General features: G+C 60.5%; 23 protein-coding genes. 17 read left to right on the top strand and 6 right to left on the bottom strand.

Features of this window, described 5'->3' with window-relative positions; translation table 11 throughout:
- Positions 1-105 precede the first annotated feature (105 nt).
- Positions 106-480, bottom strand: coding sequence for a hypothetical protein (locus tag ACTG36_RS09640; protein WP_375280102.1), 375 nt, complete (start codon positions 478-480; stop codon positions 106-108).
- Positions 477-806 (bottom strand): ArsR/SmtB family transcription factor, encoded by a 330-nt coding sequence (locus ACTG36_RS09635; protein ID WP_296420047.1) that lies wholly within the window; start codon positions 804-806, stop codon positions 477-479. Before ACTG36_RS09635 ends, ACTG36_RS09640 begins: the two co-directional genes overlap by 4 nt.
- Before the next feature lie 133 nt (positions 807-939).
- On the opposite strand from ACTG36_RS09635, the gene dnaE reads away from it, so the two are divergent.
- The gene (dnaE, locus tag ACTG36_RS09630; protein WP_375280103.1) at positions 940-4440 is read left to right on the top strand and encodes a DNA polymerase III subunit alpha; all 3501 of its coding nucleotides are present in this window, start codon (positions 940-942) and stop codon (positions 4438-4440) included.
- Between the two features lie 92 nt (positions 4441-4532).
- Entirely contained in the window at positions 4533-5465 is a 933-nt protein-coding gene (locus ACTG36_RS09625) for a hypothetical protein (RefSeq protein WP_375280104.1), read from the top strand.
- Between the two features lie 76 nt (positions 5466-5541).
- On the opposite strand, the gene ACTG36_RS09620 is transcribed toward ACTG36_RS09625, so the two are convergent.
- Positions 5542-5745 carry a SlyX family protein gene (locus ACTG36_RS09620; protein ID WP_439142124.1) on the bottom strand — a complete coding sequence of 68 codons (204 nt, stop codon included), beginning with the start codon at positions 5743-5745 and terminating at the stop codon, positions 5542-5544.
- 101 nt (positions 5746-5846) lie between these two features.
- On the opposite strand from ACTG36_RS09620, the gene hisS reads away from it, so the two are divergent.
- From hisS to hisG, 3 genes are read left to right on the top strand one after another with little or no spacing between them, the layout of a single operon-like run.
- Positions 5847-7337 (top strand): histidine--tRNA ligase, encoded by a 1491-nt coding sequence (gene hisS / locus ACTG36_RS09615; protein WP_375280105.1) that lies wholly within the window; start codon positions 5847-5849, stop codon positions 7335-7337.
- The gene (locus tag ACTG36_RS09610) at positions 7334-8425 is read left to right on the top strand and encodes an ATP phosphoribosyltransferase regulatory subunit (protein ID WP_375280106.1); all 1092 of its coding nucleotides are present in this window, start codon (positions 7334-7336) and stop codon (positions 8423-8425) included. The genes hisS and ACTG36_RS09610 overlap by 4 nt, the downstream gene beginning before the upstream one ends.
- A complete protein-coding gene (gene hisG / locus ACTG36_RS09605) occupies positions 8422-9114 on the top strand; it encodes an ATP phosphoribosyltransferase (protein WP_375280107.1) in 693 nt (230 codons plus the stop codon). The genes ACTG36_RS09610 and hisG overlap by 4 nt, the downstream gene beginning before the upstream one ends.
- A gap of 87 nt (positions 9115-9201) precedes the next feature.
- Here hisG and ACTG36_RS09600 read toward each other — a convergent pair whose 3' ends face one another.
- Positions 9202-9633 carry a DUF1489 family protein gene (locus tag ACTG36_RS09600; RefSeq protein WP_375280108.1) on the bottom strand — a complete coding sequence of 144 codons (432 nt, stop codon included), beginning with the start codon at positions 9631-9633 and terminating at the stop codon, positions 9202-9204.
- Positions 9634-9735: 102 nt separating this feature from the next.
- Between ACTG36_RS09600 and ACTG36_RS09595 the strand changes: the two genes are divergently transcribed.
- Positions 9736-12006, top strand: a complete 2271-nt coding sequence (locus ACTG36_RS09595; protein WP_375280109.1) for an adenosylcobalamin-dependent ribonucleoside-diphosphate reductase — start codon at positions 9736-9738, stop codon at positions 12004-12006.
- Positions 12007-12130: 124 nt separating this feature from the next.
- Here ACTG36_RS09595 and ACTG36_RS09590 read toward each other — a convergent pair whose 3' ends face one another.
- Entirely contained in the window at positions 12131-13009 is an 879-nt protein-coding gene (locus ACTG36_RS09590; RefSeq protein WP_375280110.1) for a LysR family transcriptional regulator, read from the bottom strand.
- A gap of 98 nt (positions 13010-13107) precedes the next feature.
- Between ACTG36_RS09590 and ACTG36_RS09585 the strand changes: the two genes are divergently transcribed.
- From ACTG36_RS09585 to ACTG36_RS09550, 8 genes are all read left to right on the top strand, one after another.
- Complete coding sequence (locus ACTG36_RS09585; protein ID WP_375280111.1) at positions 13108-13947, top strand: nuclear transport factor 2 family protein; 840 nt, start codon at positions 13108-13110, stop codon at positions 13945-13947.
- Between the two features lie 74 nt (positions 13948-14021).
- On the top strand, positions 14022-14795 hold the full coding sequence (locus tag ACTG36_RS09580; protein ID WP_375280112.1) for a nuclear transport factor 2 family protein: 774 nt from the start codon (positions 14022-14024) through the stop codon (positions 14793-14795).
- A gap of 240 nt (positions 14796-15035) precedes the next feature.
- A complete protein-coding gene (locus tag ACTG36_RS09575) occupies positions 15036-15947 on the top strand; it encodes a lipid A-modifier LpxR family protein (protein WP_375280113.1) in 912 nt (303 codons plus the stop codon).
- A 117-nt stretch (positions 15948-16064) separates the two neighbouring features.
- Entirely contained in the window at positions 16065-17129 is a 1065-nt protein-coding gene (locus tag ACTG36_RS09570) for a Hint domain-containing protein (RefSeq protein WP_375280114.1), read from the top strand.
- A gap of 246 nt (positions 17130-17375) precedes the next feature.
- Positions 17376-17996, top strand: a complete 621-nt coding sequence (rpsD, locus tag ACTG36_RS09565) for a 30S ribosomal protein S4 (RefSeq protein ID WP_375280115.1) — start codon at positions 17376-17378, stop codon at positions 17994-17996.
- A gap of 128 nt (positions 17997-18124) precedes the next feature.
- Positions 18125-19210 carry a histidinol-phosphate transaminase gene (hisC, locus tag ACTG36_RS09560; RefSeq protein WP_375280116.1) on the top strand — a complete coding sequence of 362 codons (1086 nt, stop codon included), beginning with the start codon at positions 18125-18127 and terminating at the stop codon, positions 19208-19210.
- Positions 19207-20121 carry a prephenate/arogenate dehydrogenase family protein gene (locus ACTG36_RS09555; RefSeq protein WP_375280117.1) on the top strand — a complete coding sequence of 305 codons (915 nt, stop codon included), beginning with the start codon at positions 19207-19209 and terminating at the stop codon, positions 20119-20121. Before hisC ends, ACTG36_RS09555 begins: the two co-directional genes overlap by 4 nt.
- Positions 20122-20150: 29 nt before the next feature.
- Positions 20151-20726 carry an extensin-like domain-containing protein gene (locus tag ACTG36_RS09550; RefSeq protein ID WP_375280118.1) on the top strand — a complete coding sequence of 192 codons (576 nt, stop codon included), beginning with the start codon at positions 20151-20153 and terminating at the stop codon, positions 20724-20726.
- Between the two features lie 128 nt (positions 20727-20854).
- Here the strand turns inward: ACTG36_RS09550 and ACTG36_RS09545 are convergent, their stop codons facing one another.
- Positions 20855-21850 (bottom strand): DUF2125 domain-containing protein, encoded by a 996-nt coding sequence (locus ACTG36_RS09545; protein ID WP_375280119.1) that lies wholly within the window; start codon positions 21848-21850, stop codon positions 20855-20857.
- A 65-nt stretch (positions 21851-21915) separates the two neighbouring features.
- Between ACTG36_RS09545 and ACTG36_RS09540 the strand changes: the two genes are divergently transcribed.
- The 3 genes from ACTG36_RS09540 to ACTG36_RS09530 all read left to right on the top strand — a co-directional run bounded on the left by ACTG36_RS09540 (position 21916) and on the right by ACTG36_RS09530 (position 25655).
- On the top strand, positions 21916-22437 hold the full coding sequence (locus tag ACTG36_RS09540) for a gamma-glutamylcyclotransferase (RefSeq protein WP_375280120.1): 522 nt from the start codon (positions 21916-21918) through the stop codon (positions 22435-22437).
- A gap of 69 nt (positions 22438-22506) precedes the next feature.
- On the top strand, positions 22507-23682 hold the full coding sequence (locus ACTG36_RS09535) for a biopolymer transporter ExbB (RefSeq protein WP_375280121.1): 1176 nt from the start codon (positions 22507-22509) through the stop codon (positions 23680-23682).
- 2 nt (positions 23683-23684) lie between these two features.
- Complete coding sequence (locus ACTG36_RS09530) at positions 23685-25655, top strand: peptidoglycan -binding protein (protein WP_375280122.1); 1971 nt, start codon at positions 23685-23687, stop codon at positions 25653-25655.
- The last annotated feature ends 48 nt before the right edge of the window (positions 25656-25703 follow it).

Genomic DNA, 25703 nt, shown 5'->3' with positions numbered 1-25703 from the left:
GGGTGCGCCAGTGGCAAACCTGTGCCGATTATCCTGCGTCGTGGCCTGCTGCCAAAGCGTCCAGTTTCGCCAGACCACCGTCCCATCCTGCGCGGAATTCGGCGATCATCTCAGGCCCGACAAAGGAGGATACGGCGACGGTGATCGTTGCCGCACAGGCTGTGTCAGAGGGGGCAACGTGTAGGTCACAAGGCTGGCACCCAGCCGCATACCGCCTGCTTCGATGACTTCGGTGTAGGTGGCCGCATGGGGGGCGTCGATGTTGTGCCAGCGGGTTTCAACCTCAAATTCTGGATTGTCCGCAGGGCCGCAGCGGTGGCGTTCCAGCCCGCCTATGCGCATGTCGGCCTCAAGCATTTCAAGCACTGCGTCGCCCGATGCGCCCCAGATTTCGCGCATTTTGGCGTCTGTCATCAGGGTGAACATACGGGCGGGCGGCAGGGGGAAATTGCGGTCAAAGGTGAAGGTGTCGGTGGTCATGAGGTGGTCCTTTCGATGTCCTCTGCCAGGGCTTGCAGCCGATCCAGCCGGCCTTCCCAGACGCGGCGTTGCCATTCCAGCCAGCCTTGGATTTCCATCAGGGGGGCGGCCTCGATATGACAGGTGCGCACGCGGCCCTTTTTGACGGACCGGACGAGGCCGCAGTCCTCCAGCACGCGCAGATGGCGCATGAAGGTGGGCAGGGCGATGTCATGGGGGGCGGCCAGATCAGAAACGGACGCGGGCCCCGTCACCAGCCGTTCGATGACCGCGCGGCGGGTGGGGTCGGACAGGGCCGAGAAGGTGATGTCAATTTGGTTCGCCATGGGGGTAAGTATCAGCCATGGCGCTGCCGCGTCAAGATAGTTTGTCAGGTGGCTAAGTATTTCGTGACCCGACAGGTCGTCAAACCCGCATCTTGGGGTTTTGCCTGTGGCCCACCCAAGCTAGGGTAGGTCCATGTCCACACCCCGATTCATTCACCTGCGCACCCATACGGAATATTCGCTGCTTGAAGGCGCGGTTCCGGTCAAGAAACTCAGCGGTTTGGCGGAGGCAGCGGGGATGCCTGCGGTCGCGGTGACAGACACCAATAACCTCTTTTGTGCGTTGGAATTTTCCGAATATGCCGCCAAGGCAGGCGTGCAACCGATCATCGGCTGTCAGGTGGATGTGCAGATGGAAGGCGGCGATCCGCGCGGGCGTGCGCCGGATCCAGCACCGATCGTTTTGCTGGCGCAATCCGAGGCGGGTTACGAAAACCTGATGAAGCTGAATTCGTGCCTTTATGTGGATAAGGGCGATCAGCTGCCGCAGGTGACGGTGGATGAACTGGCGGACTTGTCGGACGGGTTAATTTGCCTCAGCGGTGGGCCGGATGGGCCAGTGGGGCGGCTGTTGCGCGCGGGTCAGCGGCCCGCGGCCGAGGCGTTGATGACGCGGCTGGCGGCGATTTATCCGGATCGGTTGTATGTGGAATTGCAGCGCCACCCCATCGACGGCGGCCTGCCCGAGGCAGAAAAGCTGTCCGAACAGGGCCATGTGGAAATAGCCTATGCCATGGACCTGCCGCTGGTGGCCACCAACGACGTCTATTTCCCCAAGCCCGAGATTTACGAGGCCCATGACGCGCTGATCTGCATTTCAGAAGGCGCCTATGTGGATCAGAACGAACCGCGCCGCCGTCTGACGCCGCAGCATTATTTCAAGTCCCAAGAAGAGATGGTCACGCTGTTCGCGGACCTGCCGGAGGCTGTGGCCAATACGGTTGAGATCGCCAAACGCTGCGCGTTCAAAGCTTACACCCGCGATCCGATCCTGCCCAAGTTTGCCGATGATGAGGTCGCGGAACTGCGGCGTCAGGCGCAGGACGGCCTGAAGAACCGGCTGGCCATCATCCCCCACGCGGCCCCCGTGGAAGAGTATGAAAAACGGCTTGAGTTTGAACTGGGCATCATCGAAGGCATGGGGTTTCCGGGCTACTTCCTGATCGTTGCCGACTTTATCAAATGGTCCAAAGACCATCACATCCCCGTCGGGCCGGGCCGGGGGTCCGGTGCGGGGTCGCTGGTGGCTTATGCGCTGTTGATCACGGATTTGGATCCGCTGCGTTACAGCCTGCTGTTTGAACGGTTTTTGAACCCCGAACGTGTGTCCATGCCAGACTTCGACATCGACTTTTGCATGGACCGGCGTGAGGAAGTCATCCGTTACGTCCAAGAAAAGTACGGTCGCGACAAAGTGGGGCAGATCATCACTTTCGGTGCGCTCTTGTCCAAGGCGGCCGTGCGCGATGTGGGGCGGGTGTTGCAGCTGCCCTATGGTCAGGTCGACAAGCTGTCGAAGATGATCCCCGTTGAAGGGGTCAAACCTGTCAGCATCGTCAAGGCCTTGGCGGATGAGCCCCGCCTGCGCGAAGCCGCCAATGCAGAAGAGGTCGTGGACCGCCTGTTGACCTATGGCCAACAGATCGAAGGCTTGCTGCGCAACGCATCCACCCACGCGGCGGGTGTGGTGATTGGCGACCGTCCGCTGGATCATCTGGTGCCGCTCTATCAGGACCCTCGGTCCGACATGCCGGCCACGCAGTTCAACATGAAATGGGTGGAACAGGCGGGGCTGGTGAAATTCGACTTTCTGGGTCTGAAAACCCTCACGGTCATTCAAAACGCCATGGACCTGATCCTGAAATCAGGGCGCGACATCCATATCGCCGCTGATGGCACCCAGCTGTACACCCCTGCCGAGGGGGCGGTGAATGAAATCAACGCGATCCCGCTGGATGATGAGGCATCCTATAAACTCTACGCTGCGGCCAAAACCGTCGCCGTGTTTCAGGTGGAATCCAGCGGCATGATGGACGCGCTGCGGCGCATGAAACCGGACTGCATCGAGGACATCATCGCACTTGTGGCGCTCTACCGTCCCGGTCCGATGGAAAACATCCCGAAGTTCTGTGAAGTCAAGAACGGCATCAGCGACCGCGACACGCTGCACCCGTCGATTGACCATATCTTGGACGAAACCCAAGGCATCATTGTTTACCAGGAACAGGTGATGCAGATCGCGCAGGAAATGGCCGGTTATTCCCTTGGCGGGGCCGACTTGCTGCGCCGCGCCATGGGTAAGAAAATTCAAGAGGCGATGGACGCCGAACGCCCGAAATTCATCGCCGGTGCCAAGGAAAACGGGGTCGACGACAAGAAAGCGATGGAGGTTTGGAACCTTCTGGATAAGTTCGCCAACTACGGGTTCAACAAATCCCATGCGGCAGCCTATGCGGTCGTCAGCTACCAGACGGCGTGGCTGAAGGCGAACCATCCGGTTGAGTTTATGGCCGGTGTGATGAATTGCGACATCCACCTGACCGACAAGTTGGCGGTGTATTTTCAAGAGGTCAAAAAGGGGCTGGAGCTGCCTTGGGTGGCCCCTTGCGTGAACACGTCTTTGGCGACCTTTGATGTGCAAGACGGCAAGCTGGTTTATGGTCTTGGGGCGTTGAAAAACGTCGGTGTCGAGGCGATGAAGCTGATCGTGGATGCCCGCGAGGACAAGCCGTTTGTGACGCTTTTTGATCTGGCCCGTCGGGTGGATTTGAAACGGGTGGGCAAACGCCCGTTGGAGATGCTGGCGCGGGCCGGTGCCTTTGACCAGTTGGACCCGAACCGCCGCCGTGTGTTCGACAGTCTGGATGCGCTGGTGGGTTATTCCGCCGCGATCCATGACCAGAAGAATTCCAACCAAGTCAGCCTGTTTGGCGAGGCGGGCGATGACCTGCCCGAACCGCGCCTGTCTGCCGCAGCCGATTGGCTGCCCGCTGAACGGTTGGCCGAAGAATTCAAGGCTGTGGGCTTTTATCTGTCCGGCCACCCGCTGGACGATTACATGGCCGCGTTGAAACGCACTGAAAAGGTCCTGACCTTGGACGAAGTCATGGCCAAGGCCGAACGCGGCGCGTTGGTGGCCAAGATGGCGGGCACGGTCGCAGGGCGGCAGGAACGCAAATCCGCGCGGGGCAACCGGTTTGCCTTTGTGCAGCTAAGCGATCCCACGGGCCAATACGAAGTCACCATGTTTTCAGACACGCTGGAGGCCGCGCGGGACCATCTGGAGACCGGCACACAGGTCGTCATCGGGGTTGAGGCGACCATGGAATCCGAGCAGTTGAAACTTCTGGGTCGGTCCGTGGTGCCTGCCGATATGGCGGTGGCGACGGCGGGATCATCTGGCCTGCAGGTCTTTGTGTCTGATGTGGCGGCGATCCCCACGGTGAACGACGTGTTGCAGGGGGCGATGAACGACAAATCGCTCAAATGCGGGCGCGGGCCGATCATGTTCACGATTGATGATGTGGAACTGGGGGAGATCGACGTGGAACTTGATGCTCAATTCCCGATCAACCCCCAGATCAAGGGTGCGCTGCGGTCGCTCAATGGCGTGATCGAGGTTCTGGAAATCTGATTTTGGCGAAACCTTGCTTGTCCAAAGGGGCAGGTGGACGGATGTGGGCAGCGCTTGTACAACACTCTAAACAGCAGGCGAGGGACGCAATCATGCGCCAGATGATGTTCGGGTTGGGCGCAGTTGCGCTTATGGCGGGATGCAGTGGTGATCCGCTGGGGGGTATGAACCGGCTGCAGGATGTCACGTCGAACCCCGAAACCGCAGCGGTCGCCGCCCCTGCGCAAACGCGCACCGAGGGCGGCCTGTTTTCACGTCTGTTGAACCGGCCCGACGCGGACCCCACCAATGCCGCCGTTGAGGCCGCTTTGGCGGATGTCCAAGCCCCCGAAGACACGGTCGCAAGTCTGCCCGACGCGGACCCAGCCCCTGCGGCACGCGGCGGGCTGTTCGGTTTGTTCGGCGGCAATCGGTCAGACGCGGACGAGGCGGAGGTGATTGCGGCACGCGCACCGGCCCCGCCCCGTGGTTTGGCGGGTCTATTTGGCGGCGGCGGTGGGGCCGCGCCTGATGTGCCGCGCAACGGGCCGGACAACACCGACGTCGAGGCAGGGGCGGTTTTGCCTTTTGGTCAGATCGCGCGGGTTTGCGGGATGACGCGCAGCCAACTGGGCACGCGGGTCGACGACGGTGGCGGCTTTTCGATCTATGACACAAACCCGAATCTGACCACGCCGCGCCCGTTCTACATCACCGGCTTTGGTGACAATTGCGCACGGACCTTCACCGGTGCCGTGGTGGTCGCAGGCAACGTGCAAACCCATGAATTTGTCCGCTATCAGCCGAGCAACGAAAGCATTTCCTATACGTCAACCGACAACGCCTATGAGGCGATCAAGGCCAGCGTCTGCCGTGTCGGACGGGGCCAGCCTTGCGGGGCGCGGGCGGACCGGTTGAACCGGAACACCTATTTTATCACGGCCTATAGTTTCTTCGGGGGCACGTTCAGTGCGGTGCCGACGCAATGGTCGCAAATCCTGCTGCACGATGGCGCGGTCTTGGCCACGTCGATCAAGAACAACTGACCGAAAGGTTCGCGGCTGATCGGTCCTCTGGCGAAGACGGGCGGCGCCCTTGGGCCAGATGAAGCAGGGGCGCGCGCTACCAGTGGGGCGGTTTTTGATCGGCCAAGGGACTGGAGCCGCCCGCGTCATATTCACGGCTGGCCTCGCGTTCCATCAACATGGCGACCCGGTGGGTCAGACGGCTGATTTCACCTTCCTGACGGGCAACGATATCTGACAGCTCATCCACGGTGCGGGTGAGGTGGGCGATCTTTTCTTCGAGGTGTGTTTGGTCACTCATACGCGCCATATCGGGTGTTTGGCCGGATTTGCCAAGCCCCGCTGTTGCGTGACGGGGGCGTGCGCGGTAAAGCGCGGGCGAACCAAAGCAGGACCGATCCCATGGCCAAGCCAAAGAAAACCCCCCGTCCCAAGGCGCAGACCCCCAAAGGGTTCCGCGACTATTTCGGTGCCGAGGTCGCGCAGCGCACGCAGATGCTGCAGACCATCGCCGGGGTTTATCATCGCTACGGGTTCGAAGCGCTGGAAAGTTCTGCCGTAGAAACGGTTGAGGCGCTGGGCAAATTCCTGCCCGACGTGGACCGCCCCAATGAGGGTGTGTTTGCGTGGCAAGAGGACAACGAGGGCGACAAGCCCGGCGATTGGCTGGCACTTCGGTATGATCTGACGGCCCCTTTGGCGCGGGTTTATGCGCAGCACCGCAACGATTTGCCCACGCCCTACCGCCGCTATGCCATGGGCCCCGTCTGGCGCAACGAAAAGCCCGGACCGGGGCGTTTTCGTCAGTTTTATCAATGTGATGCCGACACCGTCGGGTCCGGGTCCGTCGCAGCAGATGCCGAGATTTGCGCGATGCTGTCCGACACGCTGGAGGCCGTGGGGATTGAGCGGGGCGATTACGTCATCCGCATCAATAACCGCAAAGTGCTGAACGGCGTGCTTGAGATCATGGGTCTGTCCGATGAGGCCCAAAAGGCCGACGTCCTGCGCACCATCGACAAGTTCGACAAGGTGGGCGAGGCTGGCGTGCGGGAGCTGTTGGGCAAAGGCCGTCTGGATGCCTCTGGCGCCTATATCGATGGCGTTGGGCTGGATGAAGCGCAGGCCGAACCTGTCATCGCATTCTTGACATCCAAGGCAGATGACACCGCTGGAACCCTCGCCAATTTGCGCGCCGCAATCGGGGACAGTGATACAGGCGCCAAGGGCGTTGATGAGCTGCAACAGATGGCCGACCTTTTGGCCGCGGGTGGCTACGGCCCCGACCGCATCATCATCGACCCATCGGTCGTGCGCGGTCTCGGTTATTACACCGGCCCCGTGTTTGAGGCTGAACTGACGTTTGAGATCACCGACGATAAAGGCCGCCCACGGTCCTTCGGGTCTGTCGCGGGCGGCGGGCGTTATGACGATCTGGTCAAACGGTTTACGGGACAAGAGGTCCCTGCCACCGGCGTGTCCATCGGCGTTGACCGCCTTCTGGCCGCGTTGCATATGAAGGGCCGTCTGACCACAGACACCACCGGTCCTGTTGTCGTGACCGTCATGGACCGCGACCGCATGGCCGATTATCAGGCCATCGTCAGCGAATTGCGCGGCGCGGGCATCCGGGCGGAGGTTTATTTGGGCAACCCCAAGAACTTTGGCAACCAGCTCAAATACGCCGATCAGCGCAATTCCCCCATCGCGATCATTCAAGGCGGCGATGAGTTGGAGCGCGGCATCCTGCAAGTCAAAGACCTGATCCTTGGCGCCAAAATCGCCGAGACCGCCACCCAAGAAGAATGGTCCGAACGCCCCCAGCAGTTCGAAATCCCCCGCGCTGATCTTGTCGCACGGATCCAACAACTGCTTGAGGATCAGGACACGTGACCGTCGAAGCCAGCCGCGACACATGGGCGCGCGCGCGCGCCTATCAGGATGTCCTGACAGCGCAGGGGGCCGTGCTGACCGACGCGGATTACCTGCAACCGGCCGACACCCTGCTTGACCTCTATGGCGAGGACATCCGTGCCCGCGCCTTCACCACCCAAGACCCCGTGCGCGGCGAAATGATGCTGCGCCCGGATTTCACGGTGCCCATTGTGCAGCAGCACATGGCACACGGGGCGGAACCTGCGCGCTACACCTACATGGGCAAGGTCTTTCGCAAACAGGAAGACGGCGGCGACCGGCCCACGGAATTCGTGCAGGTGGGGTATGAGGTCTTTGATGGCACCGACCGTGCCGCCGCAGATGCGGAGGTCTTTGCGACCCTCGCGGGGCTGCTGAAGGACACGCCCGTGACCCCCGCCACGGGTGACATCGGCATCCTGCGCGCGGCCGTTCAAGGGTTGAACACCACGCCTGCGCGCCGTGCCGCCCTGATGCGGCATCTGTGGCGTCCGCGTCGGTTCAAGACCTTGTTGGACCGGTTTTGCGGCATGACCGATATGCCTGCCAGCCGCGCCGCCCTGTTGGCCCAAGACGACCCGCTGGCAGGCCTGCCGCCGGTGCTGGGCCTGCGCAGCCGTGACCAGATCGCGCGCCGCATTGACGCGCTGCGGGCAGATGCAGCGGCTGATCCGATTTCGGGCGGGGAACGCGCCCTTCTGGATGCGCTGTTGGCGGTACGGGAAACAGCGCCTTTTGCGCTGACCGCATTGCGGGACATCGCGGTGGATTTGCCATCGATCAGCACGGCGGTCGATGGCCTCGCCGCCCGTCTGGACGCGCTGAGCGCGCGAAATATCGACGTGGAAACCTTGATGTTTGAGGCCAGCTACGGGCGCACCTCAATGGAATACTACGACGGGTTCGTCTTTGGGTTCTCTGCCGATCCGGCGCTGAACCTGCCCCCCGTGGCCACTGGCGGACGCTATGATGCGCTGACGACGGTTTTGGGGGGCGGCACAGGCGTGCCTGCGGTGGGCGGCGTGATCCGCCCCACCTTGGTCGCCGCAGCAGAGGGTGCGTTATGACGCTGAAACTTGGCATTCCATCCAAAGGTCGTTTGATGGAAAAGACGTTCCACTGGTTCGCGGACCGGGGCATCACCCTGCGTAAATCCGGATCAGATCGGGAATATGCAGGCGCGGTGGATGGCATCGACGGGGTGGAGCTGGTGCTTCTCAGCGCCGGTGAAATCCCACGCGAATTGAATGCAGGCCGCATCCACCTTGGCGTCACGGGGTCCGATCTGGTGCGCGAAAAACTGGGGGCCTGGAACACGCGCGTCGTTGAGCTTGCAAAAATGGGTTTCGGCGGGGCCGATCTCGTCATTGCCGTGCCGGACGCATGGATTGATGTGGACACGCTGGATGATCTGGACGCGGTGGCCGCCGCTTTTCGCGCCGATCACGGGTTCCGTTTGCGCATTGCCACCAAATACCACCGTCTTGTCCGCGACTTCCTGCGTGACAATGGCGTGGCAGATTATCAGCTGATCGACAGCCAGGGTGCCACCGAAGGCACAATCCGCAATGAAACGGCAGAGGCCGTGGCCGACATCACCTCAACCGGTGAAACCCTGCGCGCCAATGGTCTGAAAATCCTGTCTGACGGCATGATCCACGCAAGCCAGGCCACCCTGTTCAGGGGACGCCGCAAGGATTGGACCCAAGCCCAGCGGGACACCCTCAAACGTTTGATGGCGCAGCTCGACGCCTGATTTCTCTGGTTCAGAAATACCTCCGCCGGAGGCAACAAAATTCCGGAATTTTGTTCGCCCGCCCGCAGGCAGGCGTGGATCGTCAGATCACAGCACCCCGATTTCCGCCAGTGCCGCGTTGAGCGAGGCAGGCAAGGCCTCTTCCTCTTCGCGCCCCTTTGGCAAATCCATTGGCGCGTCTTCGGCTTTGAGGTAGCGCCACCCTTGGAAGGGGCGTTTCAAAGTGGGCACCACGCGGATCAACTCCGGTTCCAGCACGATGGCGCAGCGGCGCACGCCGTCTGCGCCGATGTATTCGTCAAAACGGTTGATCTGCTGGCGGCACATGATCGATCCCTTGATGACCCAATACATCGACCCGCCGCCCAGAACCTCATCCTTGCGTTTGGGCCACATGCGGGTCACGTGCCGTGGCAATCCGTCCACCGCTTGTGCGCGTTTCGTATTTTGCCATGCCAAAAGGTCTGCTACGTTGTCAGTCCCGACGGAGAGTTTTTGAAGATGAAGGGTCTTGGCCATCGAAGGCTCCACAATATGTTCTTATTCTGTTTCGTCGTCACACAACATCTGGTAGGTTAACGGTTCACCACCGATTCTGCCACCTTTACAAGAGGATCTCTCATGACCCGCTTTGCCGCCCCTATTGCCGAACAGATCTGGGACATGAAATATCGCCTCAAGGAGGCAGATGGGACACCGATTGACCAATCGGTAGAGGACACGTGGTCGCGCATCGCCAAATCCCTCGCCTCGGTCGAGAAGGACCCCGCCGCGTGGGAGCCGAAGTTCTACGCCGCCCTTGAGGATTTCAAATACCTGCCCGCAGGCCGCATCACCGCCGGTGCGGGCACCGACCGCAGCGTGACGCTGTTCAACTGTTTCGTCATGGGCACGATCCCCGACACGATGTCGGGCATTTTTGACAACCTCAAGGAAGCGGCCCTGACCATGCAGCAGGGTGGCGGAATCGGGTATGATTTTTCGACCATCCGACCCAAGGGTGCTGTGGTCAAAGGGGTGGCCGCCGATGCCTCCGGTCCGTTGTCCTTCATGGATGTCTGGGACGCCATGTGCCGCACGATCATGTCTGCAGGGTCCCGGCGCGGCGCGATGATGGCGACCATGCGCTGTGACCATCCCGATGTTGAGGATTTCATCACCGCCAAATCCGACGCCGCCCGCCTGCGCATGTTCAACATGTCCGTCCTGATCACCGACCCGTTCATGGAGGCCGTGAAGGCCGACGCCGCGTGGGATCTGGTGTGGGGGGGTGAGACGGTCAAGACCGTGCAGGCCCGCGATCTGTGGGACCGTATCATGCAGTCCACCTATGATTACGCCGAACCCGGCGTGATTTTCATCGACCGCATCAATGCGATGAACAACCTCAACTACGTGGAAACCATCGCCGCCACCAACCCCTGCGGCGAACAGCCCTTGCCACCCTATGGGGCTTGCCTGTTGGGGTCGGTGAATCTTGCGCGGTTGGTCAGCAAACCGTTCCAGGACGCCGCTGAGATCAGCGAAGACGCGCTGGCCGATCTGGTCGCCACCGCCGTCCGGATGATGGACAATGTCGTCGATGCCTCCAACTTCCCACTTGAGGCCCAAGCGCAAGAGGCCGCCGCCAAACGCCGTATCGGCCTTGGTGTCACCGGCCTGGCCGACGCGCTGTTGATGGTTGGTTTGCGTTATGGATCAGAGGAGGCCGCCGCCCAGACCGAAGACTGGATGCAGCTGATCGCCAACGCCTCCTATCGGGCGTCGGCGGAACTGGCCAAGGAAAAGGGCGCTTTCCCGCTGTTTGACGCCGAAAAATACGCCAAATCCCCCAATGTGCAGGCGCTGGATGACGATGTGCAGGCGATGATCGCGAAGGACGGCATTCGCAATGCGCTGCTGACCTCTGTGGCGCCCACGGGCACGATCAGCCTCTATGCGGGCAATGTGTCCAGCGGGATCGAACCGGTGTTTGCCTACGCCTACACCCGCAAGGTCCTGCAAAAGGACGGCACGCGGACCGAGGAAGAGGTCGTGGATTATGCTGTTAAACTCTGGCGCGATCTGCACGGCGATGCGGAGTTGCCCGACCATTTCGTCAACGCCCAAACCCTGCCTGCGATGGATCATGTGCGCATGCAGGCGGCGGCGCAGAAATGGGTCGACAGTTCCATCTCCAAAACGATCAACGTGCCCGAAGACATTGATTTCCAGTCGTTCAAAGACGTCTACATGGAAGCATGGGACACGGGCTGCAAAGGCTGCACGACGTATCGTCCCAACGATGTGACGGGTTCTGTCCTGTCGGTCGAGCCCGAGAAAGCCAGCGTGCCTGAGGAAGAGGTCATCGACCAGAACGCAGGCGACGTCATCTATATGACCGAACCGCTGGACCGGCCCGAGGATCTGGACGGCCAGACCTATAAATTGAAATGGCCCGACAGCGAACACGCCATTTACATCACGATCAACGACATCATCCACCAAGGCCAGCGTCGCCCGTTTGAGGTGTTCATCAATTCCAAGAACATGGAACATTTCGCATGGACCGTGGCGCTGACGCGGATGATTTCGGCTGTGTTCCGGCGCGGGGGCGATGTGTCCTTTGTGGTGGAAGAGTTGAAAGCCGTCTTCGATCCGCGCGGCGGGGCATGGATGCAGGGCAAATACGTGCCCTCCATTCTGGCCGCCATCGGTCAGACCATCGAAAAGCACATGGTTGCCACGGGGTTCTTGGCAGGTGAGGGCATGGGCCTGAAATCCGACCCGCAGGCCGATGTCGTCAGCATGACGCCAAAGGGCAAAGCCTGTTCGAGCTGTGGCCAATATGCCATGCGCATGGTCGAAGGCTGCATGACCTGTTCTGACTGCGGCTATTCAAAATGCGGCTAGGTCTTAAGGGATCGCTAACATGATCCAACGTTGCCCGGCGCGCATGTCGGGCAGCGCACAGGTTGGCCACGAGCGCACTGTTGCATCGTCAAGATAACAGCCGTTCACGGCCATCGGGCCATTCTTACAAATCCGCATCGCCCAGATACTGGATCAACCGGCGGGTGAGTTTCTTTTGCGGTCCCAAGTCGGGCCAGACCGCATAGATGCCCAGTTCTGGCAGGGACCATTCCGGCAGGATCTCGACAAGCCGTCCGTCGGCAATCTCCGCGTCGGCCTCGCTGTCTGGCAGATGCTGAATGCCGAGACCTTCGAGGATCGCCAGTTTTGCCGACGACAAGGAATGGACCTCAAGACGCAGGTTTTCGGGCTCAAACGTGAATTGTTGGTCCTGCCTGACCAAGGTGAAGGCCGCGGGCAGCATGGCGATAGATATGAAATTGCAGGCCTGCAGGTCTTCCAAGGTTCTGATCGGTGGGCGGCCTGCCACATAGGCGGGGCTTGCGACGAGTTTGCGGCCAAAACTGCCGATACGTTTGCGCATCATTGCGCTGTCGCGCAACACGCCAAGGCGAATGGCCAGATCGAACCCCTCTTTGACAAGATCAACGGGAAAGTCGCTGGTGTGTATGGACATGGACACCAAGGGATGGGCGCGCACAAAACGCATCAGACTTTGATGTAACGGGCTGCGATCCCCAAAGGCCGGAAGGGTCACGCGCAAGGACCCCGTGGGCTGATCGCTTGTCTCTGTCAGAATGTCGAAGGCGTCATCTGCGGCCTTCACCATCGCACGGGCCGACGTCAGAATGGCCCGACCTTCGGGCGTCAATGACAGGGACCGTGTTGATCGGAAAAACAGCGATGCGCCGACTTTGTCTTCCAGTCTTGAGACATGGTGGCTGATGACCGAGGTCGACAATTTCAGCCGCCGCCCCGCACCGCTGAAGCTGCCGGCCTCATGAACGGCCACGAAAACGGCCAGCGCGCGATATTCATCCATCTTTCCAATCCATCGAACAATGATGACGATATATTTGGGATAATCAAACGAATTGCAGCTGTCTACATCTGGGCTCACGCCAAACGAAAGGACAGACCATGAAAAAGACACTGACAGCACTGGGCGCGATCGCGCTGGGCGGCACGGCTGCCTTGGCCGATCCGCAGACCAACAAACAGATCGTTATTGATGGCATGACCAATGCGTTTATTCGCGGCAACATCGACGCCGTCGATGATTACTTCGCGGATCCTTATATCCAGCACAATCCTTCGGCGGGGTCCGGTGTGGCCGCATTGAAGGGGCTGTTGGGCGCGCTGCCCGCTGACGCCGATGGGTCTTTTGACCCCATCCGCATCATCGCAGAGGACGACTTGGTCGTGACGCATTACGTCTACGAAAACTTTGGCCCCGTGCCCTTGGTCGCCTTTGATGTGTTCCGCATCGACAACGGCAAAATCGTCGAACACTGGGACAATATGAGCCCGCTGGCCGCAGCCCCCAACCCATCAGGGCGGACACAGATTGACGGCGAAACAACGGTCACCGATCTGGACAAAACAGCGCAGAACAAGGCCTTGGTCGAAGACTTCATCAACCGTGTGCTGATCAACGGAGAAGAGGTCGACTTTACCACCTACATCGACCCGCAGATGTATCTGCAGCACAACACCGACGCAGGCGATGGCCTTGAGGGACTGGGCGCGTTTCTCCAGTATCTGGGCGAAAACGACATCGCCTTTTACTACACAAACCTTGAGATCGTCGTGGCCGAAGGCAATTTTGTCTTTGCTGCATCAGAAGGTGTCTTTGGCGACCAGCCGACCGCCTATTTTGATTTGTTCCGTCTGGAAGACGGCCGGATCGTCGAACATTGGGATGTCATCGCGGATATGCCGGAGGGCGATCTGCCCGAAGGCTATCCGGGCAAGTTCTAACGAACGCAGCTATACCTACACCCCGGAGGCCGCCGATCTCGGCGGCCCCTTTGCACTGTGACCGGAGCCACATCATGACGACTGCAAAACAAAACGCCATCAGCCTTTATCTGGACGGGATTCAAAACGGAAACCCGCGCGCCGCCGTAGCCGCCTATACCGGAGACCGCTACACGCAGCACTCCACGGGTGTTTCAGATGGTGCCGACGGGTTCATCGCCTTCTTTGAGCCCTTTATCAACCGCAACCCGGTGCGCGATTTTCAGGTCGTGCGGACGCTTCAGGAGGGGCGGCACGTTTTTGTGCAAGTGTATCAGAACCTCAACCATGGGCAGGCGGAGTGGCTGACCACTGATTTTTTTGCGTCGGATGAGAACGGCAAGATCATCGAACATTGGGACGTGATCGCGCCGATCAAACCGGTGAATCCGTCGGGGCGAAGCCAATTCGACGGGCCGACCGAGGTTACCGATCTGGACAAGACCGCGCAGAACAAGGCGTTGGTCGTCGATTTCATCAATGTCTGCCTGATCGGTCGTGATATGGACCGTTTCCGCGATTTTATCAGCAGCGACAGCTATGTTGAACATAACGCGGATCGGGGGGATGGCATTGAAAGTGCCTATGCGTTTTTCGCCGCTGATGACACGCCGCTGACCTATCAGGAGTGTTTCTTGGCTGTGGCAGAAGGCAATTTTGTCGCCACGTTGAACCGCGCCTCTTGGGCAGGGCAGGACCTGTGTCAGGTCGATGTGTTCCGTGTCGAAGATGGTTTGATTGTTGAACATTGGGACAATTCCGAAGACGTCCCACCGAAGTCCGAGTGGGCCAATTCAGGAAAGTTTTAGCGAAGTCATCGGCCTGGAGGCGGCGGGAAAGGACCGGTTAGGACAGGTTGATCCATAAATTTCCATTTGAAATCAAGTTTTTGCGTTCGAGGTCCGGCAAAGTCATCGGTTCGCGAAAATTTGGAGGTGCCGCGAAAGAGTGGTGACAATGTCATACTTTTACCCAGATTGTTTCCTATCCGGGTCGCCATGGACCGAACGTTCAGCCTATAGCTGAACCGTCATTTTTGGGGACGACCTATGCGGAAACTGTTTATTATCATTGCGGCCTTTTTGATCGCGGGACCTGCTGTGGCGCAGGATCGCGACACTTTAGGCTTTGGGCGGTTGTTTACGAACGACTACTTTGGCGATGGGGAAGATCGGTGGCGCACGGGGTCCTATTCGTTTTCAATCGTGCAGGGGTCGCCGTGGTCGGGTGCCGCACCTGAGGGGTTCGGCGCGATCCTTGAATATCGCCTGCGGTCGGAAATTATTGCGCCGTCCGCTCTCAACGGTGACGGGTCTGATGACCGGGCGTATGTCGGCGCGATCACGACAGGTATCCACAGCCACATGAGCCGTGGAAACTGGGACCTTTCGGCAGGGCTGGATTTGGTGTTCACCGGCCCGCAAACAGGTACGGCAGATACACAGGACTGGTTCCATAATCTGGTCGGAGCACCGGCGGTTGGCACCGCCGTCCAGCAAAACCAGATCGGCAATGCGGTCTACCCGACCCTCGTGGCCGAGGCCGCCTATGCCGTCCCGATGAGCGCGACAACCACCCTGCGCCCCTTCGCGGAGCTGCAATATGGCGTCGAAGACTTCGTGCGCGTCGGCGCTGATGTCTTGATCGGACAGGTCCTGCAGAGTGACCTGTGGCTGCGCGACGGGCCGTCCGGTCAACTGTATTCCGGCATCTACGGCGGAGAGATCGGCACCGGTTTCGTGCTGGGCGCAGATTACACACTGGTCGAAGACAGCGCCTATTTTCCGGCCAGCTTTGGCACAGATGCAACAGATGACCGGCTGCGCGTGCGCGGGGGCATCCACTCCCGTTTTGCAACAGGATCGTCGTTTTTTTACGGTCTGACCTACCTTTCGGAGGAATACGAAGGTCAGGACGAAGGGCAACTCGTCGGTTCACTGAAGCTAAATTTCAACTTCTAAAGAAATAGTTAGTGGCTGACCTTAAAGTAACTTGATTTGCCCAAAATGCCCTTGTTAGTCTGCTGACATAACGAGCCCCGCGCCAAATGACGGGGCCAGACAGAGGCAGTTACGGGCATGAAGACGGGCTTTAAGGGCACGTTCGTCATCTCATGGTCACAGACAGAACTCGATGGGTTCTGGTCCGCTCCGCTTGAACATTTGCGGGTGGGGACAGCATGGGGCTGGACGGGCGAAGCAGTGCGGGTCGATGGACCGGCAGACATTCTTCCATTGGGCGACGCTATGGGCGAAGCCGATATCCGCAAGCGGGCGGCGCAATCGGTGCGACGGTTGCTCAAGGCGGTGGAAATCAACACCAACCGGTTGGATCTGGTTGAGGTCGATCCCGCGCAATCGGATCAGTCGTTCACAGTGACCGACGGGCGCGACACATGGACGGTAACGCTGATCGAAGGGGCGACACCTGCGGCGCGGTTGTGCATGTTCGTGGGCGACATGCCCCCACGCATGACCGATATGTGGATCGTCAACCACACAGTGGAACTGGCGTCCCGCGACCAAAACGATGACCCGGCGGGCGGCGTGATTTGCTTTACCCCCGGCACGATGATCCGCACCGAGGACGGCGTCATGCCGGTTGAAGCCATCCGCGAAGGCATCAAGGTGCAGACCAAAGACAACGGCTGCCAAGAGGTCCTGTGGACCGGATCGCGTCGCATCACCGGTGCGCGTCTATACGCCATGCCGCACCTGTGCCCGATCCGCCTGCGGGCGGGATCGCTGGACAATGACGTGCCCGATGCGGGGCTGCTGGTTAGCCCCGATCACCGTGTCATGGTCAAAGGCGCGCGGGCGCGTGCGCTGTTCAACACAGATGAGGTGCTGGTGACGGCCCGTGATCTGGTGAATGATCAGTCGATCTATGTGGACCGCTCGATGCGGGAACTGGAATACATCCATATGCTGATGCCCCAGCATGAGGTTGTGTTTGCCAACGGCGTCGAGAGTGAGACGTTCCATCCGGCCAGCGCCGGACTGGACCATCTGGCCGATGCCGATCGCGCGCGTCTGTTTGCCCAAGTCCCCGAGATCGAAGCGGATGCAAACGCCTATGGCGCCTATGCTCGCCGTGTCGTGTCGTCTAGCGAAGCCGCGATTTTGCGGCACGACGCCGCCTAAGCCCTGCGGGGCGGGGGCTAAAATTCCGGAATTTTAGCAGCACCTGTGGCACAAGTGTTGACTCGTATCTTGCCCCCGCATAAAGGGGCCGCTCATTGGTGTTGGTGGTCCCCGCAAGGGGGTGCCTGTCGTCCCGGCCACATCCGGGAAAAGGACAACGCCCTTCGAACGTGCCACTCAACCCGAAAAGCGGGAACCGGTTTTCGGGCAAGTTGAGCGGACTAATATAATTGAAGGAGATCAGCCGTGACCAAACGCACGTCTGCCAAGTACAAAATTGATCGCCGCATGGGCGAAAACATTTGGGGCCGCCCCAAATCCCCCGTCAACCGTCGTGAATATGGCCCCGGCCAGCACGGTCAGCGCCGTAAGGGCAAACTGTCCGACTTCGGTATCCAGCTGCGCGCCAAGCAGAAGCTGAAAGGGTACTACGGGGACCTGACCGAAAAGCAGTTCCGCCGCATCTTTACCGAGGCCGAGCGTGTTAAAGGCGACACTGGTGAAAACCTGATCGGTCTGCTGGAGCGTCGTCTTGACGCTGTTGTGTACCGCGCCAAGTTCGTGCCGACTGTCTTTGCAGCCCGTCAGTTCGTAAACCACGGCCACGTCCGCGTGAACGGCAAAAAGGTTAACATCCCGTCCTACCGCGTCAAAGAAGGCGACGTGATCGAGGTGCGTGATCGTTCCAAGCAGAACGTCGCTGTTCTTGAGGCCGTTGGCCTGCCAGAGCGTGACGTGCCGGACTACATCGAGGCCGATCATTCCAAAATGACAGCGACTTTCGTGCGGACCCCCGGTCTGGGCGATGTGCCGTATCCAGTCCTGATGGAACCCAACCTCGTGATCGAATACTACGCTCAGAACTAAAGGTTCAGAGCCGAAACATTCCAAAGGCCGCGCCCACGAGATGATCGGGGGCGCGGCTTTTTCGTTGGCGGCTGGCCTTGTGCCGCAAGGGTGATTAGAACGGGGCTGATTGGGGAAGGTGAAGCGACATGACCAGTATCAAACCGCAACCGGGGATCATGGATATCGCGCTGTATGTGGGCGGTAAATCCAGTGTTGAGGGCATGGACAATGTCCTGAAACTGTCTTCGAACGAAAATCCATGGGGTCCGTCCGAGGACGCCAAGGAGGCGCTGGTGCGCGCATCGCTTGCGCTGCATCGATACCCGTCGACAGATCACGCCGCCCTGCGGGAGGCCATTGGTGATGTCTGGTCACTGGATCCCGCGCGCATTCTGTGCGGGAACGGATCGGGTGAGCTGTTGATGATGATCGCGCAGGCCTATGCGGGCAAAGGCGATGAGGTTCTGTTCACCGAACATGGGTTCGCCATGTACCCCATCTACGCCAATGCCAACGGGGCCAAGCCCGTGGTTGTGGCCGAACGCGAACGGGTCGTGGATGTGGACGCCCTGCTGGCCGCCTGCACCAAGAAAACCAAGGTTGTCTATATCGCCAACCCTGCCAACCCCACGGGCACCATGTTGGGGGAGGCTGATCTGGCGCGTCTGGCTGACGGGCTGCCCAAGGGCGCCGTTTTGGTGCTGGATGGGGCCTATGCAGAATTTGTCGAAGGCTATGACGCGGGGGCCGCGCTGATTGATCAGCGCGACAACGTGATCATGACGCGGACGTTTTCAAAGATTTATGGCTTGGGCGGTTTGCGCATCGGCTGGGCCTACGGCCCGCAGCACATCATCGACGTGCTGATGCGGTTGCGCGGCCCGTTTAACCTGTCCGCGCCCGCGTTGGCGGCGGCTGAGGCTGCCATGCGCGACACGGCGCACACGGCAAAGGTGCGCGCGGACAACGCCAAACAGCGTGACTGGATGGCCCATGCCTTGTCCGAGATCGGCATCCCGTCTGATGTGTCCGAGGCGAATTTCATCCTCGCGCGGTTTGCCTCCGAAGAGGAGGCGAAGGCCTGCAACGACTACCTGACCTCACAGGGCATCCTGCTGCGCTACGTGGGCAATTACGGCCTGCCAAGCTGCATCCGCATCACTGTGGGCGATGAGGCATCCTGCCGCCGTGTCGTCCACGCCATCACCCAGTTCAAGGAGGGCGCAGCATGAGCGTGATCTACGACCGCGTGGCGCTGATCGGCCTTGGTCTGATCGCGTCGTCCATGTTCTGGGGCATGAAGCGCGCAGGGCTGGCCGGTGAGGTTACGGGCTATGCGCGCAGCGCCGACACCCGCGCCACGGCGCGCGACATTGGTCTGTGTGACCGCGTCTGTGACAGTGCGGCTGAGGCCTGCGACGGGGCCGATTTGGTTGTCCTGTGTGTGCCCGTCGGTGCGATGGGCGCCGTGATGGCCGAGATTGCGCCGGTCTTGAAGCCGGGCGCTGTGGTGTCCGACGTGGGGTCTGTGAAACGTGCCGTTATCGACGCTGTGGCCCCCCATGTGCCCGCAGGCGTGCATTTCGTTCCGGCCCACCCTTTGGCGGGCACCGAACAGTCTGGCCCGACGTCGGGCTTTGCCGAACTTTTCGACAACCGGTGGTGTCTTTTGACACCAGAGGGTGCGGATGAAGCAGAGACGGCGAAATTGCGCCAGTTTTGGGAGGGCCTTGGGTCCAATGTGGACGTGATGGAACCGGATCACCATGATCTGGTCCTAGCAGTGACATCCCATACGCCGCACCTGATTGCCTACACCATGGTCGGCGTGGCCGATGATCTGGGGCGGGTGACCGACACCGAAGTTGTGAACTTTTCCGCAGCCGGTTTTAGGGATTTCACGCGGATTGCGGCGTCCGATCCGACCATGTGGCGCGATGTGTTTTTGAACAACAAGGAAGCCACGTTGGAAATTCTGGGCCGCTTTACCGAAGAATTGTTCGCCCTGCAGCGCGCCATTCGCCAAGGCGATGGCGATCATCTGCATGATTATTTCACCCGCACCCGTGCCATTCGGCGCGGTATCATCGAGGCGGGTCAGGACACCGATGCGCCGAATTTTGGTCGGGGCGGCAAGGTGTGATTTTTCGCGTTGCGGTTTTGGCGTCTTCCATGACGTTGGCAGGATGTGGTCTGGGCCGGTCGGCCGAGCCGGATTTGCCACCTGTTGAGGGCAGCGTGTGCGGTGATGTGACGTTGCGCGGCGATGTGATTGGCGATGTGGACGGGGCAGGGGCCTGCGGGATTGAGGATGCGGTGCTGTTGCGCGAAGTCGACGGTGTGGCCCTGTCCACGCCTGCGCGGATCACCTGTGACACGGCGCGCGCGTTGAAAACTTGGGTCAACGACGGCGTCCGCCCCGCGGTGGGGGACACCGGCGGCGGCGTGCAATCGCTGCGCGTGGTGGCGCATTACGCCTGCCGCAGCCGCAACAACCGCCCCGGTGCACGCCTGTCCGAGCACAGCTTTGGCCGCGCGATCGACATTGCGGGGATCGGGCTGGCCAATGGCACCGAGATGACGGTATTGACCGATTGGAACGGCCGATATGCCACCGAATTGCGCGCCATGTGGCGCGCCGCCTGTGGACCGTTCGGCACGGTTCTGGGCCCTGAAAGCGACCGCTTTCACCGCGACCATTTCCACTTTGACACCGCAGATTACCGATCCGGAAGTTTTTGCCGCTGACCTGAAGGAGCGGCTGCGCCGCGCTTGATTTTTGGCGATTGTGGCAGGGGTGAGCCCATCACGGTGGGCGTCGAGTGCGCGGCGGTCGGCCCTACGGGGTGAGTTTTTTTGGCCAGATGAAGGGACGCCTAGCGCAGGATGTCCACGGGTCCGATGGGAAAACCGCCCAGTGCCAATTGCCCGTCGGCGACGGTCAGACTGAGGGTGAGTGTATCGTCGATATGGGGCGTCTCATCCAAGTTGCGCACGATTTCGGTCACGAGGAACCGGCGGTCTGCGTCGATCATCCCGTTGGCCACGCCCAAATCCACGATCCGTTCCCAATTGCGCGTGGTTACGGTGACAGACCCCGCCATGGTACCGGTGGCGTCGGGGGCAATGTCGCCGATGGCTGTCATCGCGATATCGCCCCACGTCAGCGCCAATTCGGTGATGCTGAGGCCGGTGATGGCAGGTGGGGTGCTGTCCGTGCTGTTCAGCTCAATCGGGGCAGACAGGGTGACATCGCTGTCAAACCGCAGCGACTGGATCAGTGGGGGCAGCATGTTTTGCGGATCAAGAAAGCGCCGCGTGTCTTCGGGAAGCACGATGGACCGCCCCTCGACGAAGGCATCATAGGTCTGTGTCGTCTCGGGCGTCAGCCGCATGGCGGCCAAGGCGGAGGCCATGGCCAGTTCCGCGCCCGAAGCCGCCCGCACCCGTGGATTGTCCAACGTGATGGTCGCGTTTTGAAAGGCTAGGGCGGCCGTCGGGCGGACCTTGCCGGAGGCGCGCATGTCGTTGGTGAAAACCGTATAGGTCTCGCCGGCAATCCCGATGGTCTGTTCGGGTGAGAAAACGGCGATGACTTCGTTGGGGCGGTAGGCCAGCGCAAAAAGCTGAAAGAACGGGGCGGCCCATGTGGTGCCGGTGGCCGGATCAGCGAAGGTAAAATTGGTCACCGTGGTGTCAAACCGCGAGGGGAAGCCGCGTGTTTTTAGGCTGTCGTATTGCACGTCATAGGGGCCATCATCGGCCTGCTGCAGTGCCTCGGCCAGTCGCGTTTGCACCTGCGCGCGGCCCACGAACCAGTAGCCGCCATACAGCGTGGCGGCGATGAGGGCGAAGGCGATAAGTTTGCGCATGGATTTAACCTTTCGGTGCGGGTTTGATTGGTGTTTAGAGGAGGTCATTCGAAAGGGCCATAACGATGACCATGTGGGTGTTTGGATACGGATCACTTCTTTGGAACCCCGAGTTTAAACCGGCGGAGGCCGTGACCGCCACGTTGGAGGGCTACCACCGCAGTTTTTGCATGTTGTCGATCCACCATCGCGGCACGGTTGAGGAACCGGGGCTGGTTCTGGCGTTGGACGCGGCAGAGGGGTCATGCACCGGCGTCGCCTTTCGAGTGGCCGAGGCCGAAGAGGACCACGTTTTGGCCCAGTTGCGCGAACGCGAGTTGATTTCATCCGCCTATCTGGAACGCCATGTGCCGCTTTCACTGGAGGACGGACGCCACGTGGACGCGCTGGCCTATGTAATCAACCGAGATCATGAACAGTATTGCCAGTTTGATCTGGAAAAGCAGGCGCAGTTGATCGCGCGGTCGGTCGGCGGGCGCGGCCCGAACCCCGAATATTTGTACAATACGGCCGAACATCTTACAAAAATGGGCATCGAGGACCCCGATATGGACTGGCTGGTGGCGCGCGTGCGCGCTTTGACGTGATTTTGTTTGGGGTTTGGCGCGCAGACGCTTATGTTGGCCGCAACAAACAACAAAGAGGTGCCTGATCCCATGGAAACAGGGGACCATAAGGCCGAGCCGCAGTTTTCACAGCCGTTTTCCCAGATCATTTCGATGCTGGTGGTTTTGGCGTTGGTGGGGACAGGCGTGTTTTTCGCGCTGCCCCAAGTGGGACCAGTGTTTCTGGCGAACCCCTATCTGAACGGATTTATTTTCGCCGTCTTTGTGATCGGTGTCTTGTCGTGTTTCGGGCAGGTCTGGCAGTTGATGAAATCCGTGGCCTGGATCGAAGGGTTTGCCGGTGAACGGTTGGGGGCCGATGTGATCAAGGCGCCGGGTATGTTGGCACCCTTGGCCACATTGCTGCGGTCGCGCGGGGCGCGGATGCAGCTGTCGTCCACGTCATCGCGGTCGATCTTGGATTCGGTGTCACAGCGGATTGATGAAAGTCGCGAAATCACGCGCTATATCGTCAACACTTTGATTTTCCTCGGCCTTTTGGGCACGTTCTATGGCCTTGCGACAACCGTTCCGGCCTTGGTCGAAACGATCCGGTCCTTATCCCCGCAAGAGGGCGAAACCGGGGCGGAGGTGTTTGCGCGTTTGCAATCGGGGCTTGAAAGCCAGCTGGGCGGCATGGGCGTGGCCTTTGCGTCGTCGCTTTTGGGCCTTGCGGGATCGCTTGTGGTGGGCCTGTTGGAGATTTTCACAGGCCACGGCCAGAACCGGTTTTACCGTGAGTTGGAGGAATGGTTGTCAACCATCACCCGCGTCGGTCTGGCCGCAGGGGATGAGGCCACGGGCGATCAGGTCGCCATGGCGGGCGTCGTCGACCATATGGTTGAACAGATGGAACAGATGCAGGCGATGTTCGCCGCATCCGAGGCCAGCCGCGTAGAAACCAACGAAAAAATCGCGGCCCTGACCGGTACGGTGGAACGACTGGCCGCATCAACCGGTCAATCGGAGGCATCTGCCCAGTTGTCACGGGTGGCCGATGCACAAGAAGGGCTGATTGCGGCGTTGAAGGACACCGGTATGGAAGGCATCGATGCCGAAAGCCGCATGCGATTGCGGTCCATCGATGTGGGGCTGTTGCGTATTCTTGAGGAAATGGCCGCAGGCCGACAGGAAATGTCACAAGCCCTGCGGGCTGATATGGCGGAGCTGACGAAAGCCGCGCGGCAGGGCAACCGGATTGCACGCAAAGCCCAGGACGGGTCGTAGACATGGCGCTGAGCCGCAGAACCGGCGCACGGTTTCAGGCGTCCATCTGGCCGGGGTTCGTGGATGCGATGACCGGCTTATTGCTGGTTTTAATGTTCATCTTGACGATCTTCATGGTTCTGCAATTCGTCCTGCGTGAAACGATCACAGGTCAGGAAACGCGGCTGTCGGAATTGTCTGCCGAGGTTGCGGCACTGGCCGATGCGCTGGGGTTGGAACAGGACCGGTCGGCCACATTGGGCAGTCAGGTGGGGGCGCTGTCGGGTGAAATTGCCGCGCTGCAAAGCGATCTGGCCGAGAATAAAAGCCTTGTTGACCAGCAAAACACTTTAATTGCCCGCCTGACCGCGCAGCGCGACGCGCTGAGCGATGAATTGTCCGACGCCGAACAACAGATCACAGGGTTTGAGGCGCAGGTCGCAGGGCTTTTGGCCGAGCGCCGCGCCGCAGGTGAAACGATCGCCGCACTTGAAGGCCGCGAGGCGGAGCTTTTGTCTGCGCAAGAGGCGTTAAATCTGGCGCTGGCAGAGGCCCGATCCGAGATTGACGCAAGCGCCGAGGCCGCCCGCCTTGCCGCCGCGCGCCGCGAGGCGCTGGAGGCTTTGGTGGCGGATTTGGAAGCAGATGGTGAGGCGGCCTCGGCCCAGATCAGTGATCTGGAAGCCGCCCGACTGGCCGATGCCGCCGCAGCGCAAGCCCTGCGCGAACGGCTGGCCAATGCGGATGCCGAACTGACGGCGATGACTTTGGCGCTCGAGGAACAGCGCCAGCAGGCCGAGGATACGTTGACCCTATTGGCCGCCGCCCGTGCGGCGCAGGACGATCTGGATGAAAACCTCGCCATTGCGCTTTTGGCCCAGCAAGAGGCCGAACGGGCCGCAGCCGAAGCGGGTCAAGCGCGGGAAGATTTGGCGGCGGAATTGGCCGCGGCGCTCGATGGCCAGACCGATACACAAGCCACCGCCGAAGATTTGCGCGCCCAGCTGGCGCAGGCCCTGATTGCGCGCACCACGCTTGAGGACGCGGCGCGTGCTGACCGTGAGGCGGCGGCCGCCGCCATCGTCCAGTTGGAGGCCGAGCGTGACGCGCTGTCCCAGACCCTTGCGACCTCCGCTGGGGACCGTGCGGTGTTGGCCGACGAATTGGCCGCAGCCGTGGCAGCCTTGGCGGCGGCCGCGACCCAGACCGATCAGACGGAAAGTGAACTCGACCGGCAAGCGCTGCTGTTGGCCGAGGCCAATGCGGCCCTGTCGCAAGAGGAGGCATTGTCGGCAGAAAGCCAGCGGCAGGTGGCGGCGTTGAACGAACAGGTGGCCACACTGCGCGGTGAATTGAACCAGCTGCAAGGGTTGCTGGATTTGGCCAATGACGCAGACGCGCAGGCCAATGTGCGGATTGAAACCCTGTCGCAGGATTTGAACACGGCGATGGCACGGGCGCTTTTGGCAGAGCAGCGGACCAATGCGCTGGAGCAGGCGGAGCTTGAACGGCTGGCCGCCGAAGCAGAGGAGTTGGAGAGGTTCCGGTCAGATTTCCTAGGGCTTCTGCGTGACGTGTTGGAAGGTGTGGACGGGGTGCGGATCGAAGGCGACCGGTTTGTATTTTCCTCGGAGGTTTTGTTCGAACAGGGGGAGGCAGACCTGTCCGCCGAAGGCCAACGGGAGATCGCCAAGGTGGCGGGCATCTTGCGCAACGTGGCCGGTCAAATCCCAGACGAGATTGATTGGGTGATCCGGGTGGACGGCCATACGGACAACGTGCCCTTGTCGGGTTTGGGTGAATTTGCCAACAACTGGGAACTGAGCCAAGCGCGCTCGCTGTCCGTGGTGCTCTATATGGTGAATTTTTTGGGCATTCCGCCGGAACGTCTGGCGGCCAATGGGTTCGGGCAATACCAGCCGCTGAACCCCGCCGATACCGACGACGCGCGCGCCCAAAACCGCCGGATCGAGTTGAAGCTAACCGAACGGTGATCTGATTGTGCGGCTGCGCCGCGCGATTTTTTTTGGCATTGCGTGGCG

This window comes from Pseudooctadecabacter sp. (assembly GCF_965657175.1).
GTDB lineage: Bacteria > Pseudomonadota > Alphaproteobacteria > Rhodobacterales > Rhodobacteraceae > Octadecabacter.
This window is presented reverse-complemented; position numbering and strand designations above follow the sequence as displayed.